The sequence below is a fragment of the Rhodospirillales bacterium genome, from assembly GCA_020638175.1.
Lineage (GTDB): Bacteria > Pseudomonadota > Alphaproteobacteria > Micavibrionales > Micavibrionaceae > JACKJA01.
The window spans coordinates 1063520-1077337 of the sequence record JACKJA010000002.1 but is presented as its reverse complement, the minus strand read 5'-3'; the positions used below and the strand labels follow the sequence as shown (position 1 = coordinate 1077337).

At 54.4% G+C, this 13818-nt stretch carries 13 protein-coding genes and 1 pseudogene; 12 read left to right on the top strand and 2 right to left on the bottom strand.

Going from position 1 to position 13818, the window contains the following annotated elements; translation table 11 throughout:
* Positions 1-152 precede the first annotated feature (152 nt).
* Both H6868_05235 and flaF read left to right on the top strand, forming a co-directional pair.
* Positions 153-563, top strand: coding sequence for a flagellar biosynthesis repressor FlbT (locus H6868_05235; protein MCB9988725.1), 411 nt, complete (start codon positions 153-155; stop codon positions 561-563).
* The gene (flaF, locus tag H6868_05230) at positions 529-963 is read left to right on the top strand and encodes a flagellar biosynthesis regulator FlaF (GenBank protein ID MCB9988724.1); all 435 of its coding nucleotides are present in this window, start codon (positions 529-531) and stop codon (positions 961-963) included. The genes H6868_05235 and flaF overlap by 35 nt, the downstream gene beginning before the upstream one ends.
* 71 nt (positions 964-1034) lie before the next feature.
* Here the strand turns inward: flaF and H6868_05225 are convergent, their stop codons facing one another.
* Complete coding sequence (locus H6868_05225; protein ID MCB9988723.1) at positions 1035-1394, bottom strand: hypothetical protein; 360 nt, start codon at positions 1392-1394, stop codon at positions 1035-1037.
* A 415-nt stretch (positions 1395-1809) separates the two neighbouring features.
* Between H6868_05225 and fliF the strand changes: the two genes are divergently transcribed.
* The 6 genes and pseudogenes from fliF (at position 1810) to H6868_05195 (ending at position 7955) form a co-directional block, all read left to right on the top strand.
* Positions 1810-3462, top strand: coding sequence for a flagellar M-ring protein FliF (gene fliF, locus H6868_05220; protein ID MCB9988722.1), 1653 nt, complete (start codon positions 1810-1812; stop codon positions 3460-3462).
* A 14-nt stretch (positions 3463-3476) separates the two neighbouring features.
* Positions 3477-4493 carry a flagellar motor switch protein FliG gene (gene fliG / locus H6868_05215; protein MCB9988721.1) on the top strand — a complete coding sequence of 339 codons (1017 nt, stop codon included), beginning with the start codon at positions 3477-3479 and terminating at the stop codon, positions 4491-4493.
* A 13-nt stretch (positions 4494-4506) separates the two neighbouring features.
* Complete coding sequence (locus H6868_05210; protein ID MCB9988720.1) at positions 4507-5265, top strand: hypothetical protein; 759 nt, start codon at positions 4507-4509, stop codon at positions 5263-5265.
* An 89-nt stretch (positions 5266-5354) separates the two neighbouring features.
* Entirely contained in the window at positions 5355-5675 is a 321-nt protein-coding gene (gene fliN, locus H6868_05205) for a flagellar motor switch protein FliN (protein MCB9988719.1), read from the top strand.
* A gap of 42 nt (positions 5676-5717) precedes the next feature.
* Positions 5718-6566, top strand: a complete 849-nt coding sequence (locus H6868_05200) for a MotA/TolQ/ExbB proton channel family protein (protein MCB9988718.1) — start codon at positions 5718-5720, stop codon at positions 6564-6566.
* Positions 6567-6584: 18 nt separating this feature from the next.
* Positions 6585-7955 (top strand): annotated as a pseudogene (locus tag H6868_05195) (sigma-54-dependent Fis family transcriptional regulator).
* Here the strand turns inward: H6868_05195 and H6868_05190 are convergent.
* Positions 7952-8815 (bottom strand): OmpA family protein, encoded by an 864-nt coding sequence (locus tag H6868_05190; GenBank protein ID MCB9988717.1) that lies wholly within the window; start codon positions 8813-8815, stop codon positions 7952-7954. The pseudogene H6868_05195 and the gene H6868_05190 sit on opposite strands and share 4 nt — an antisense overlap.
* 161 nt (positions 8816-8976) lie before the next feature.
* Here H6868_05190 and flhA point away from each other — a divergent pair, with 161 nt between their 5' ends.
* From flhA to H6868_05170, 4 genes are all read left to right on the top strand, one after another.
* Positions 8977-11082, top strand: a complete 2106-nt coding sequence (gene flhA, locus H6868_05185; protein ID MCB9988716.1) for a flagellar biosynthesis protein FlhA — start codon at positions 8977-8979, stop codon at positions 11080-11082.
* A gap of 69 nt (positions 11083-11151) precedes the next feature.
* Positions 11152-11751 (top strand): hypothetical protein, encoded by a 600-nt coding sequence (locus H6868_05180; GenBank protein MCB9988715.1) that lies wholly within the window; start codon positions 11152-11154, stop codon positions 11749-11751.
* Between the two features lie 112 nt (positions 11752-11863).
* Entirely contained in the window at positions 11864-12970 is a 1107-nt protein-coding gene (locus H6868_05175; GenBank protein ID MCB9988714.1) for a GTPase, read from the top strand.
* An 8-nt stretch (positions 12971-12978) separates the two neighbouring features.
* A complete protein-coding gene (locus tag H6868_05170) occupies positions 12979-13815 on the top strand; it encodes a MinD/ParA family protein (GenBank protein ID MCB9988713.1) in 837 nt (278 codons plus the stop codon).
* The last annotated feature ends 3 nt before the right edge of the window (positions 13816-13818 follow it).

Here is a 13818-nt window from a genome sequence, read left to right as displayed (position 1 = left end):
AAACGGCGGGTTTTTCCCGCCGTTTTTTGTTGTGCGCGTTTTGGAATAAAGTCCTTTTTTGTCCATGGAATCTTTACTATTTCCGTGATAGAATCATTATATATTGCTTTGAAGGAAGAAGTCCTGCGCTCTGACAGAAAGGAAGAAGTCCTATGGCTCTGATTATCGATCTCAAACCCGGTGAAAAAGTTCTGGTCGGCGATGCCGTCATCACCAATGACGACCAACGCACACGCCTGCACATTTCCGGTAACTCCCCGATCATGCGCGAAAAAGACGTCATGAAAGAGGAAGACGCCGACACGCCGTGCAAAAAAATCTATTTTCTGGTCCAGTGCATGTATCTGGCCCGGCGCCCCAGCGATTACCACGACAAGTTTTTCAAACTGGTCAAGGAAGTGCAGGATGCGGCCCCGACCATCACCCTGTTCGTCATGAAAATGAGCGATCACATCATCGAGGGGCATTATTATAAAGCCCTGAAAGAAGCCCGCGAACTCATCCACCACGAAGAAGAATTGATTGAAAATGTCAAAAAGCAGCAATCCCGGACAACCGCATAATCCGCACGCCGCCGCCGCCGGAGCGTATGGACAGCATGCACAGGCCCACACCCCCGATCAGCGGGAGGTTGAGGCGCGTGTTTTGCTCAAAGCGGCTAATGCCTTTCAGGATTTACAAAAACGCTGGGACAGCGTCGATCCGGAAGAGCTGAACGACGTGTTAAATTACAACCGCCAGATATGGATGATGTTTGTCGACACCGCTATGGAAGATGATAGCCCGGAGCGCCCGCTCGCTCTCCGTAACAATATTGCCAATCTGGGCGTTTTTATTTTCAACCATACGCTGGATATTCTGGCGGCACCGGAAAAGACAAAGCTCAATATCCTGATCGAGATCAATCAGGAAATCGCCGCCGGTCTGATGACCCGTCAAAAAGAGGCCGAAGAGGTTAAATAGCCCCCCTGCTCTGCCACATAAAAAAACCGCCGTTTAACAGCGGCGGTTTGCTTTTTTATATGGTCGATTATTTATGCGAGGACCGTCACATCGCCGCCGGTTGACTGTCCGGCATGTGAAGCGGCTTCAAACGCGGCAATTTGCTGCGAAGAAACTTGCTGCTGCGGCGCCGGTTGCGCTTGCGGAGCGGATTGAGCCTGCTGCCGCGGCTGCGTCTTCTCAACATAAGCCTGTGCGCTTTCCTCCTGCTTTTTCGGAGACGGTGATACGGATGCCTGACGGGCCGCATCGCGCGCCAGCGCTTCCAGACGTTTTTGCGACGGGAACTGGTTCAAGACATCGCCTGTATCCGAGTCGCGAATTTGCAGAACGGCCTTGTCGTAGTTCAGATCAACATGAATATAGGGGCTAACATAGGGAGCCTGCGCCACCTTTTGCACCCGATCGGGGTTGGCGGCGTAGGATTCAACAGCACTTACCTGCTCGGCATTTCCCCGAACCAGCGGCGCGTTCTGTAATACTGAATTAACAGCTTCCAACATATCACTAACCGTTTTATAAACCCATGTACACTAATGGTACACTAACCTATTATCATTTTACTATGACAACTGTCAAAAGTCAAGTTTTCTGATAAACGCCAAACACTTATCCTCTATTTTTCTTATGACAGTTGGCTGTGGAAAAACATTAAAAAAAGCTTTATAATATTCAGGGGAGCCGAGATTCAACCACCTTTCACACCAAGGTGAACGTCTCGTCCTTTCCGCCGTCTTCGACGCGCGCGCCACCCTCTTCCCCGAGATGGCCGGGCGTAATTTAAACAGATAATAAAGGTTGGTCCCTGTGAACAGTTTTCTTGAGACAATGAAGCAACTCGGCCCCGGACGAATGGCTATCCTGGGCGGCGTTCTCGTAGGGCTTTTGCTATTTTTTGTATTTGTTTCAATGCGCGTTTCTACCGGCGAAATGAAGCTGCTTTACAGCGACCTGTCCAGCATCGACTCTTCGGCGATTGCCGCCAAACTTGACGAAAACGAAATCCCGTACGACCTGTCCCCCGACGGGCTGCGCATCAAGGTTCCGGAAGACGATGTCAGCCGGGCGCGCATGCTGCTGGCTGAAGAAGGACTCCCGAATGGCGGCTCTATGGGCTATGAGCTTTTCGACAGCCAGACCGGTTTTGGCACAACGAATTTCGTGCAAAACATCAATCAGGTCCGCGCGCTGGAGGGTGAGCTGGCCCGCACGATCAGCTCCCTCGACCCTGTGCGCAGCGCCCGCGTTCATCTGGTTTTGCCGCAACGTGAGCTGTTCAGCCGCGACAGTCAGCCCGCCAGCGCCAGCGTCTTTATCGCCCAGCGCCCCGGCGCGACGCTTTCCCGCGAACAGATTTTGTCCGTGCAATCCCTCGTCTCCTCCGCTGTGCCACAACTCAAGCCGGACACGGTATCCATCATCGACAGTAACGGCAACCTGCTGGCCCGCGGCGGTGACAGCGAAGATACGCTGATGACCCTGAAGGCCGAAGAGATGCGCCGCAATTACGAGCAGCGCCTGACCCGCGCGGTTGAAGATATTGTCGGACGGATTGTCGGCTATGGCCACGTTCGCGCACACATCACCGCAGACCTGAACTTCGACCGCATCAGCACCAACGAAGAACTGTATGATCCGGAAACACAGGTCGTCCGTTCCTCGCAGGTCGTCGAGGAAAATAACGTCGAACGTGAACCGCCGTCGGGCGATGTATCCGTTCAGAACAACCTGCCCGGGATTGCCGGCGACCTGTTCGTTGATCCGAAACCAGCGCTTGAAAGCAACAGGATCGAAGAAACGACGAACTATGAAATCAGCAAGACCGTCCGCAACATGGTGCGTGAGGTCGGCGAAGTGAATAAGTTATCCGTTGCGGTTCTGATCGACGGTACCTACACGACCGATGAAGACGGTAACCGGACATACGCCCCACGCTCCGAAGAACAGATCGAACAAATTAAAGCGCTTGTCAGTTCCGCCATTGGTTACGATGAAGACCGGGGCGATACGCTTGAAATCGTCAATATGCAATTCGCCGATATCGAAGCCGAAGATGTTGCTCTTGATCTGAACCTGCTGTTTGGTTTCGAGCGCGACGATCTTCTGGACGCGGCTGAGGTCGTGATTGTCGCCCTGATGATTATCCTTGTTGTCCTGTTGGTTCTGCAGCCCATGATCGGACGGTTGCTGACAACCGAAGGGCCAAAGCTTGACGATGATTTTGAAGCAGAGCTGCTGGCGGGTGGCGTTGCCAACCCGGCGCTGGAAGGGCCGGGGAATTTTGGCAGTGAAGAATATGAACCGCCGGCCCTGAAAGATGAGGACGACAGCCTGATTGATATGCAGCAGGTTGAGGGCAAGGTGAAAGCATCCTCCGTCAAGAAAATTGAAGACATCGTTGACAGTTACCCCGGTGAAGCCGTTTCCGTCCTGAGAAACTGGATGAGTCAAGAAAGTTAGGAGCAAGAAAGACCATGCGCGTTCGCGAGGATTACAGATCACTTACAGGCACCGAAAAGGCGGCTATTTTTATGCTGTCTTTGGGGGGCGACCACACCGCCAAGATTTTCGAACATATGGATGATGAGGAAATCATGGAGATTTCCCAGACCATGGCCAATCTGGGGAAGGTCAGCGCCAATGTCGTCGAACGGCTGTTCGTCGATTTTGCCGAACAGATGAGCTCGACGAATGCGCTGGTCGGCACACTGGATTCCACAGAACGCCTGCTGCAAAAAGTGCTCGGCGAAGACAAGGTTAACGAGATCATGGAGGAAATCCGTGGTCCTGCCGGCCGGACGATGTGGGAAAAACTGGGTAATGTGAACGAAGAGATTCTGGCGAACTTCCTGCAAAAAGAATATCCGCAAACCGTTGCCGTCGTGATGTCGAAAATCCAGACCGATCACGCCGCCCGCGTTCTTGCCCTGCTCCCGGAGAATTTCGCCTTGGAAGTCATTCACCGGATGCTGCGGATGGAAGCCGTGCAAAAAGAAGTCCTGGAAGATGTCGAGCGGACATTAAGGACCGAATTCATGTCGAACCTGGCCCGGACCCAACGCCGTGATTCCCACGAGATGATGGCGGAAATCTTCAACAGCCTGGAACGGTCCGCCGAAGCGAAATTCATGGAAGAACTGGAGAAATCGGTACCGGAATCCGCCGAGAAAATCCGCAGTCTTATGTTTACCTTCGAAGACCTGCTCAAGCTCGACCCAACCGCCGTACAGACGGTTATCCGCGCGGTGGACAAGGACAAGCTGCCGACTGCGCTGAAAGGCGCAACGGAAACGCTGCGCGACCTGTTCTTCTCCAACATGTCCGAACGTGCCGCAAAGATCATGAAAGAAGATATGGCCGCCATGGGCCCGGTTCGCCTCAAGGAAGTCGAGGAATCCCAGCAATATATTGTCAATGTCACCAAAGACCTGGAAGCCAGGGGCGAAATCGTCATTGCCACGGGCGGCGACGATGATGAACTGATTTACTAGTACGGACATGAATATGGGCGCAGGACATACCAACCCGGATCGATCAGAGAAGTTCTTCTTTGATCTTAATAATTTCGACGAGGAAACGCCCGCCGTTGATCCTGCCGAGGAAGAACGGGAAGCCGCCCGTGAGCAAGCGTTTCGTGATGAAATCGAAGCCACCCGGAAAAAATCCTTTGAAAACGGTCGTCAGCAAGGTCTGGCCGAGGCCGCCGCCAGCCGCGAGCAAGCCGTCGCTGCCCTTCTGGACAATATCTCCGGGCATTTCATCACATTGCTGAACGATGAAAACAAACGAAACGCCCGTTTTGAAAGCGAAGCCGTCGACCTGTGCCGCGTGATTTTTGCCAAGAGCTTTCCTGCCCTTAATAAAACCTGCGGGCTGGATGAAATTCTGGCGATGATTGTCAAGGTCATGGGAACACAGGAACAGCAACCGGAAATCCGGATCGAAACAACCCCCGACTATGCACAGCCGTTGCTCGAACAACTGGAGCGTATCCGGGAGAACATGCCGATGGGCACGACATTTACGGTCAACGGCAATGATTCCCTGGGGGAAGGCGATTGCCGCCTGTTCTGGCAAGAGGGGGGTGCCTGGCGCGATATTACCGGCTTATCCCGACAAATCGAACAACATTTGGAACAGATACTTGCTGACAAGCCCCGCCTGCTTGATAATGGAGGGGATGAATCCGTACAGGAATCTGAAAATGATGCTTCGCAAGAAACGATGATTGATGACGAAGCAGAGAACGGAGAAGAAAAATGAGTGATGATGAGATACCAAGCGAAGAAGAGCAAGCCGCTGCGATGATGGCTGCCGCCGGAGCCGGATCTGACGATGGCGATCCGCAGAGCATGAACTTTGATGAAATCGAGTCCACCGGGCAAAACGATTCCGACGAACAGGATTACGAATATGGTGAAGCGATGGCCAGCGACGTCACGGCCATTTATGATATTCCCGTTCAGATATCGGCTGTTCTGGGGCGTTCCAGCATGCAGGTCAGCCAGCTCTTGAAACTGGGACGGGGCGCTGTGGTTGAGCTGGACCGTAAAGTCGGGGAAGCGATTGATATTTACGTTAACAACCGTCTGGTCGCCCGCGGCGAAGTCGTGGTCGTCGAAGACAAGCTGGGCGTGACGATGACAGAAATTGTTAAATCGGACCGTTCATAGAAAGCATTATCGTAGAAACGAAAAAAGGGATAACAAGCAGCCATGGCCGAGGCCCAGACAGAAGAGCAAGCCGCCGCTTTTCAAAGAGATGTTGACGTTAAAATAGCGTCGCCGCGGGTATCCCCCGATCTGGCGACGATTATTGGCGCCCTGTCCGCTATTGGCCTCATCATAGGGGCTATCGCTCTGGGCCGTAGCAACGCCAACTTCCTGAACGGGCCGTCTTTTTTGATCGTGATTTGCGGCACGATTGCCGCCACCAGCATTTCCTATTCGTCTGCCGAAATTAAAAAAGCGGTCGCCATTTTGGGTCGCACAATGATGCGTCATACGCGATCACCTTCCGTTATGGCCACACAATTACTGGATATCGCCATGCTGGCCCGAAAGAAAGGCATTCTGGCGCTGTCCGGCATCGAAAGCGAATTAAGAAAAGACCCGTATCTGGCCCGGTCGGTTCAACTGGTCACAGACGGCTATAGCGGTGACGATATCGACCGCATCCTGGGGCAGGAAATCGATTCTTTGGCTGAACGCCACCGCCGCTCGGCCAGTATCCTGCGCCGTGCTTCGGAAGTTGCCCCCGCTATGGGGCTGATCGGGACACTGGTCGGGCTGGTGCAAATGCTGGCGCAGCTCGACGACCCGGCGTCCATCGGACCGGCGATGGCTGTGGCTTTGCTGACAACTTTTTATGGCGCGATCCTCGGCACAGTTTTGCTGGGGCCGCTGGCGGGCAAGCTGGAACGGAACTCCAGTGACGAAACAATGATTAAACGTCTGGTCGTTACGGCCCTGATTTCTATCGCTCAGCAGGAAAACCCCCGCCGTCTGGAAATCGTCCTCAACAGCGAATTACCGCCGGATGAACAAATCCGCTATTTTGACTAAAGACCAAGGATTCACACAATGCGCCTTATGATCGTCGGACAACTCGAGGGCATATCAGTGCCGCCGGGAAAATCGCCTTACAGCGCGGCGCGAAAATCATTCATTGCGAGGATACCGAGCAGGCACTCGGCGCGCTGATGAACGGTAAAGGTGCCGATGTCGCCATGGTCGATATCAAGCAGAATATCGGCAAATTTATCACCGATCTTGAAACCGCGCGCATTCATATGCCTGTCGTTGCCTGTGGTGTTGATGCCGACACGCGGGCCGCTGTCAAAGCCATTCAGGACGGCGCGAAGGAATATGTGCCCCTGCCCCCGGATGCCGCGCTGATCGCCGCAGTGCTCGAAGCCGTGACCGAAGAAAGCAATACGATGATCGCCGGGGACCCGGCGATGAAGCCGGTGGTCGAAATGGCGAACAAGATCGCCCCGTCCGAAGCCACCGTGATGATTACCGGGGAATCCGGGACCGGTAAGGAAGTCATGTCCCAGTACATCCACCGTAAATCCAAACGCAAGGACGGGACGTTCATTGCCGTAAACTGCGCGGCGATCCCGGAGAATCTTTTGGAATCCGAACTATTCGGTCATGAAAAAGGCGCGTTTACCGGCGCGACGGGCCGCCGCATCGGGAAATTCGAAGAAGCCAATGGCGGGACGCTGCTGCTGGATGAGGTTTCAGAAATGCATCCGCTGCTGCAGGCAAAGCTGCTGCGGGCCTTGCAAAGCGTGAAATTACCCGTGTTGGCTCTAACGATCCGGTCAAAATCGATGTCCGGATTATCGCCACATCGAACCGGGATATGATGAAAACCGTCAGGAAGGTCAGTTCCGGGAGGATTTGTATTTCCGCCTGAATGTCGTCAATATCCGCCTGCCAGCCCTGCGGGAACGGCCTGCCGATATCGTACCGCTGGCGCAGTTCTTTACCGATAAATTTGCCGATGCCAACGGCCTGCCGAAAAAGAAGCTGGCCACAGCAACACAGGAAAAGCTCAAGAGCGCCGCATGGCGCGGGAATATCCGCGAGCTGGAAAACACCATGCACCGCGCGATCCTGATGTCGATGGAGGATGAGCTGGAACCCGATGCTATTCACCTGACGGAATCGTCATCGTTCTCTGCCGCTGCTCCGGCGCCGCAAACGATTACGGCGGAAACCGGAAGCGCGAATCCTGCCGTCCAGAATCCCGGCGCTGTCGAAAATTTGATCGGCCGAACGATTGCCGATGTCGAGCGCGATATGATCCTGAATACGCTGGGGCATTGTCTGGGCAACCGGACCCATGCTGCCAATATCCTGGGTATTTCGATCAGAACCCTGCGCAACAAGCTCAATCAATACAAGGATGAGGGCGTACCCATCCCCGCAACCAGCGAGGGTTAGCTTCCGACCCGGAACATCACATCCACCCGGCGATCCTTCGGATCAATCGGCTGGCTGGGATCTTTTTGATCGCGAGGCTTGTAGCGGTTTTCAGCCACAATGATATGTTCCGGCGGAATGCCATATAGGATCAGGGAATTTTTAACCGCAATAACCCGGCGATCGGCCAGTTTGCGGTTATATTCATTATCCGGGCCGTCGGAAAAGCCGCTTAACACGACTTCGGCGCTCGGGTCATCCTCATGACGGCCCGCCATATCCTTGATAACCGTCCGCGCCAGAGAATTCAGCGAAGCACTGTTGTAGTCAAAATAAACGACGTAGCGATCTTCATCAATTTCCTTCGACTCCCCGGTTTCCTGCAATGTGCGATCAATTCTTTCCAGCGCTTCATAAAAGCCGGTCCGGCAAGCCGGCACGTAAGCCTGATCGCGGTTTTCTTCGCGCTGTGCCAGCCAGCAATCAAAGCGCACCTGCGCGCGGGCCAGCAAAATATTGTTCGGGCCGGGCCGGGAGAAAATCAAAGCCTCCAGCAGTTCAGCGCGGGCGCGTTGCAATTCCGTCACTTCATATGCCGGGATATCACGATCGGCGACCTGATCCGGAGCCACAGCCTCGCCCCGCCCCGCCCTTTGCGCCTTACGATTAAAATAGGCGGCATCCTCCATATCCTGCATGATGTTGCCCTCTAGCAATGCCAGCGAGCGGTATTCTTCCTCCAGCGAGCTTGCAATATTCCCGCCGGTCGGCGTGATTTTCAGAACCCCGAACAACGGCGCATTTTGCAAAGTCTGCGGATTGCAGGCCGTCAGCAAGGACAAAAGCAGGATCGGTAAAAGGTTGGTGCGTATTTTTTTCATTAAAAATCCGGGGGAAAATCTGACTCGTTCGGGAATCCTACCTGAATTATGCAGAAGATCAACCTTCCGTTATGAATCATAGGGTTTGCATGTTGTGACAGGCCTGCGTAAAATAAAGGATGATACGTCTTATTTCTTTCTAGAATTCAAATTCACGGTTCATGGCTGACACACCTGCAAATAATATGACTTTTGGACGTGCGCAAACGGCGCTGGGGAATTTGTTCCGCGGCGACGTTATTCTGGCGCTCGGCATTATTTCTATTCTGGTGTTTATGCTGATCCCGATGCCGACATGGCTGCTGGATGGCGGGCTGGCGATTTCGATTACTTTCTCCGTGCTGATCCTGATGCTGGTGCTGTTTATCGTGACGCCGCTGGAATTTTCGACGTTTCCGACGGTCCTGCTGATCGCGACGGCGTTGCGGCTGGGGCTGAATGTGGCTTCGACCCGGCTGATCCTTGAGAACGGCCATAGCGGGTCGGACGCCGCCGGGGCGGTCATCGAAGCTTTCGGCAGTTTCATCATCAAGGATTCCTATGTTATCGGCGGGATCGTCTTTGCCATCCTGGTTATCGTGAACTTCGTCGTTATTACCAAGGGATCCGGCAGGATCGCCGAAGTCGCCGCCCGCTTTACCCTGGATGCCATGCCGGGCAAGCAGATGGCAATCGATGCCGATATGTCCGCCGGGCTGATTACCGAAGAAGAAGCCAAAGCCCGCCGGTCCAAGCTGGAACAGGAAAGCAGCTTTTTCGGAGCCATGGACGGTGCGGCGAAATTCGTGCGCGGGGACGCCATTGCCGGCCTGCTGATCGTGTTTATCAACCTGATCGGCGGGATCATTATCGGGTCTGTGTCCCATGATATGACCCTGGCCGAATCCGCCCGGACCTTTTCGATCCTGACTATTGGGGACGGGCTGGTCAGCCAGATCCCGGCGCTGATTGTTTCTGTCTCTGCCGGTTTCCTTGTGTCCAAAGCCGGTGTCGAAGGTTCGGCGGAAAAAAGCCCTGATGGGACAATTCAGCCGCTATCCGAAAGCGCTGGGGATGAGTGCCCTTATGCTGGCCGCCCTGGGATTGATCCGCTCGCAATCCATTCCGCCGTTCCTGTTTCTGGCGGCTGTCACGGGCGGGCTGGCTTTTCTGGCCCATCGTCAAAAAGAAAAAACCAGAACAGGGAGACAGCCGCGCAAGCACAGCTCGAAGGACCAAATGCCAAACCTGCCGAAGAGCCTATTTCCAAGGCGCTGGCCATGGATACGATTCGTCTCGAATTGGGGTATGGGCTGTTGCCGCTGGTACAGGGTGAAGGCGATAACAAGCTGACCGACCAGATCAAGGGCCTGCGCCGCCAGCTCGCCGAAGATATGGGCTATATCCTTCCGGCGGTGCGTATCCAGGATAATTTGCAATTGCCCGCAAACACCTACACCGTGCGGGTCAAGGAGATTGAGGTTGGGCGCGGGGAAGTGCGTCCGGGGATGTTGCTGTGCATGGATCCGAACGGCGAGCCGATCACCCTGCCCGGTGAAAACACGGTGGAGCCTACCTTTGGCCTGCCCGCGATGTGGATTGACGAGCAATACCGCGAAGAGGCCCATTTTAAAGGCTATACCGTCGTCGATGCGCCGACCGTTGTTACCACCCACATAACCGAGATCATCAAGGACAACATGGCCGACCTGCTGTCCTATGCCGAGACGCAGAAACTGCTTGATGAAATGCCGACCGATTACCAGAAGCTGGTCAGCGACGTTATTCCGGGCCAGATCAATGTCGGCGGGCTACAGCGCATCCTGCAGAACCTTGTGTCCGAGCGGATATCCGTCCGCGACATGCCGACGATCCTGGAAGGCATCTCCGAAGCCGCCGCCTATACCAAACACCCGATGTTGATTACAGAACATGTGCGCACACGCCTCGCCCGCCAGATTTGCGATACCAATGCCGGACCGGACGGGATGCTGCCGCTGGTCACATTGTCTTCGGAATGGGAGCGCGCCTTTGCCGAAAGTCTGGTGGGTGACGGCGAGGAAAAGCAGCTCGCCATGCCACCGAGCCAGCTTCAAGGCTTTATTTCAGCGGTCCGCGAATCTTACGAGGCTCAGGGCGCGCAGGGCTATATCCCGGTTTTATTGACATCTCCCGGCATCCGCCCCTATGTGCGCAGCGTCATTGAACGCTTCCGCCCGCAAACGGTGGTGATGAGCCAAAACGAAATCCATCCCAAGGCCAAAATCAAGACTCTGGGGCAGGTTTAAGTTTATTGACATATATCCGGCATTGCGCTAGCACTTCTTCATATTTAAACAAAGAAGGCTTGCCGCAGCATGACAACAAAACAGCATTCAATTTTATCATTGGTTCCGCTTTTTACTGCTCTCAGCTTAGGTGGATGTTCTAATGATACTCCTTCTTTGGGTAATGTCTGTCACGTTGATGTCACCTTAGGTCAGTCCCGCTATAGTATTGACCCATTTAATCATCTCAAAGATTTTATCAATGAAACCACGTTTGCACTCCCGACATCCTGCGAAAAAATGAAAACGCTAAAAGAAGGGGATGATCTGGTTAAGAAATTCAGGACGGGTAGCTTGCTTACGAGTGGTTCTCTTAGTGGGTGGGACATCGAAATCAAAAGTGTTCCCTCAATCGAAAAGCCAGAGGATCCATCATCCTGTCGTCTTCGCCTTGAGCTAAGACAGAGCCGCTACAGCTTTGATCCTTTGGCTTACGCCAAAGATGCTCTTAATGCTGTGGAATTTGACTGGGACGTTCCATGCACCGTTCATGATGCCGTTGCTGTCGGGCAAAACCTTCTGAATAGCGATTTGCGTGTTGGTAGCGTTCTCATCAAACAAAGCATCAGCAGTTGGAAACTAAATGTTGTTGAGAAAAAAGGAACAACTCAGCCCAAGGCAGCTCCCTAGCTTTCTTCTCTATCTTTTTTGCTTCATGAAAGGGGATTTTACCGTCTTCCCCCTTTCCCCGTGATTCTAGAAAATGTATAATCGTTAAGAATATGATTCTAACGGTCTTGCCATGCGGCTCAAATCTTTTTACGCCAAAACTATGACGGAAGCGATGCATATGGTTCGCGAAACGCTCGGAGAAGATGCTGTAATCGTCGCCACGCGCGAGGAGAACGGCGGTCGTTCCGTGCGCGTTACCGCGGCTATTGAACCGCAAGATCGCTATGAAACCGATGATTACGCCGCCGAGCATGGTGCGTTCGACCGGGACTTCCCGAATTTTGAACTGGCATCCGCCGCCGAACCGGGCGGGGCAGACGACTGGCTGCAATATGATGATGAAACCGAAGACGAGGAAAGCGCCGTCATCGAAAAACTGACCGATGTCATGCTCCGGCATTCGGTACCGGATGAGATTGTCGACCAGGTTATTTCCTGCGCCACCGTGATCGGTCTGGACAAGCCCGATCAGGCATTGATTGCGGCGCTGGAACATCTTTACTCCTATCGCCCCCTGCCCCAGAAGCCTGTGAACAAGGCCTTTATGCTGGTCGGGCCGCCGGGCGCCGGTAAAACGCTGGCCACGGCCAAGCTTGCCGCCCGCAGCGTTTTAAAGGGCATGCGCGTGGCTGTTATTTCCACCGACACCCTGCGCGCCGGGGGGATCGAGCAACTGGAGGCTTTCACCAATATCCTGCGGATTAATCTGCAAAAAGCCGACACGCCGGCTGATCTGAAGAAAGAGCTGGAAAAAGCGCGCGGCGCCGATCAAATCTATATCGACACGGGCGGTTATAATCCCTTCAACCCTGAGGAAATGCGCGAACTGGCCCGGATGATGGCGGCGGCCAGTATCGAGCCTGTTCTGGTGATGCCTGCGGGGATTGACGCCGATGAATCCGGGGAAATGGCCCGCATATATGCGGCGCTGGGCGTACGGGGGCTTTTGCCGACCCGGCTGGATATCGCCCGGCGACTGGGTGGTTTGCTGGGCGCGGCCCATCACGGCAACATGATATTTACCGATGCCAGCAACACCCCGAAAGTCGCCGACGGCGTGTTGCAGCTATCGCCGAAACGACTGGCCTATTTACTGATGCCGGAAGCAAAAAAGCAAACCGACATCAAAAAAACATCGCCCCATGACCAAAAACGCACTAAGATGAGAGCTGGATAACAAACACCATGATCGACTCCGTGACCGCCGACATCAACCCAACTGATAAAACTGCCAGCCCGGCCATTCGCCGCGGCAAGAACCTGATCGCCGTTGCATCGGGCAAAGGCGGCGTGGGCAAAACGTGGTTTTCGATTACGCTGGCCCATGCCCTGACGCTGCAAGGCAAGCGGGTCTTACTGTTCGATGGTGATCTGGGGCTGGCCAATGTCGACGTACAGCTGGGCCTGATGCCCAAACGTGACCTGAACGATGTGATCCGTGGACGGCTGGGCATGGACAAAGTTGTACAGCCCTATGAAGAAGGCGGATTTGATATTATCGCCGGGCGGTCCGGACAGGCATCCCTTTCCGCCCTGCCGACCCAGCGTCTGGCGATGCTCCGCGACCAGCTTTTAGAACTGGCGGATGAATATGATGTTGTGATTGCCGATCTGGGTGCCGGGGTCGACCGGACCGTGCGGATGTTTTCGGCCAGCGCCACGCGCACACTTCTGGTCTGCACCGACGAGCCGACATCCCTGACCGATGCGTATGCCTTTATCAAGCTGGGTAACGCTGCAGGCATGTCGAAAAATATCAGCGTCGTCATCAATATGTCCCCCAGCATTTCCGAGGGGGAAAAGACTTACAAGACGCTGTTGAAAGCCTGTGAGAATTTCCTGCGCCTGACGCCGCCGATGGCCGGCATGGTCCGGCAAGACCCGCGGGTTAAAGATTCCATCCGGCATCAAACACCGATCCTGATCCGCTCGCCGGGCAGCGAAGCCGCCGAGGATGTCGAGAAAATCGCCAAGGTCGTCCTGCGTGACATGGCCGAGGCGCGCAAAGCCATGGCCGGTTAATCC

Bases quoted from the DNA above. Each gene is read 5' to 3' on its own strand.
- H6868_05235 (MCB9988725.1), top strand. From the start codon at position 153: ATGGCTCTGATTATCGATCTCAAACCCGGTGAAAAAGTTCTGGTCGGC.
- flaF (MCB9988724.1), top strand. From the start codon at position 529: ATGTCAAAAAGCAGCAATCCCGGACAACCGCATAATCCGCACGCCGCC.
- fliG (MCB9988721.1), top strand. From the start codon at position 3,477: ATGCGCGTTCGCGAGGATTACAGATCACTTACAGGCACCGAAAAGGCG.
- H6868_05210 (MCB9988720.1), top strand. From the start codon at position 4,507: ATGGGCGCAGGACATACCAACCCGGATCGATCAGAGAAGTTCTTCTTT.
- fliN (MCB9988719.1), top strand. From the start codon at position 5,355: ATGAACTTTGATGAAATCGAGTCCACCGGGCAAAACGATTCCGACGAA.
- H6868_05200 (MCB9988718.1), top strand. From the start codon at position 5,718: ATGGCCGAGGCCCAGACAGAAGAGCAAGCCGCCGCTTTTCAAAGAGAT.
- H6868_05190 (MCB9988717.1), bottom strand. From the start codon at position 8,815: ATGAAAAAAATACGCACCAACCTTTTACCGATCCTGCTTTTGTCCTTG.
- flhA (MCB9988716.1), top strand. From the start codon at position 8,977: ATGGCTGACACACCTGCAAATAATATGACTTTTGGACGTGCGCAAACG.
- H6868_05180 (MCB9988715.1), top strand. From the start codon at position 11,152: ATGACAACAAAACAGCATTCAATTTTATCATTGGTTCCGCTTTTTACT.
- H6868_05175 (MCB9988714.1), top strand. From the start codon at position 11,864: ATGCGGCTCAAATCTTTTTACGCCAAAACTATGACGGAAGCGATGCAT.
- H6868_05170 (MCB9988713.1), top strand. From the start codon at position 12,979: ATGATCGACTCCGTGACCGCCGACATCAACCCAACTGATAAAACTGCC.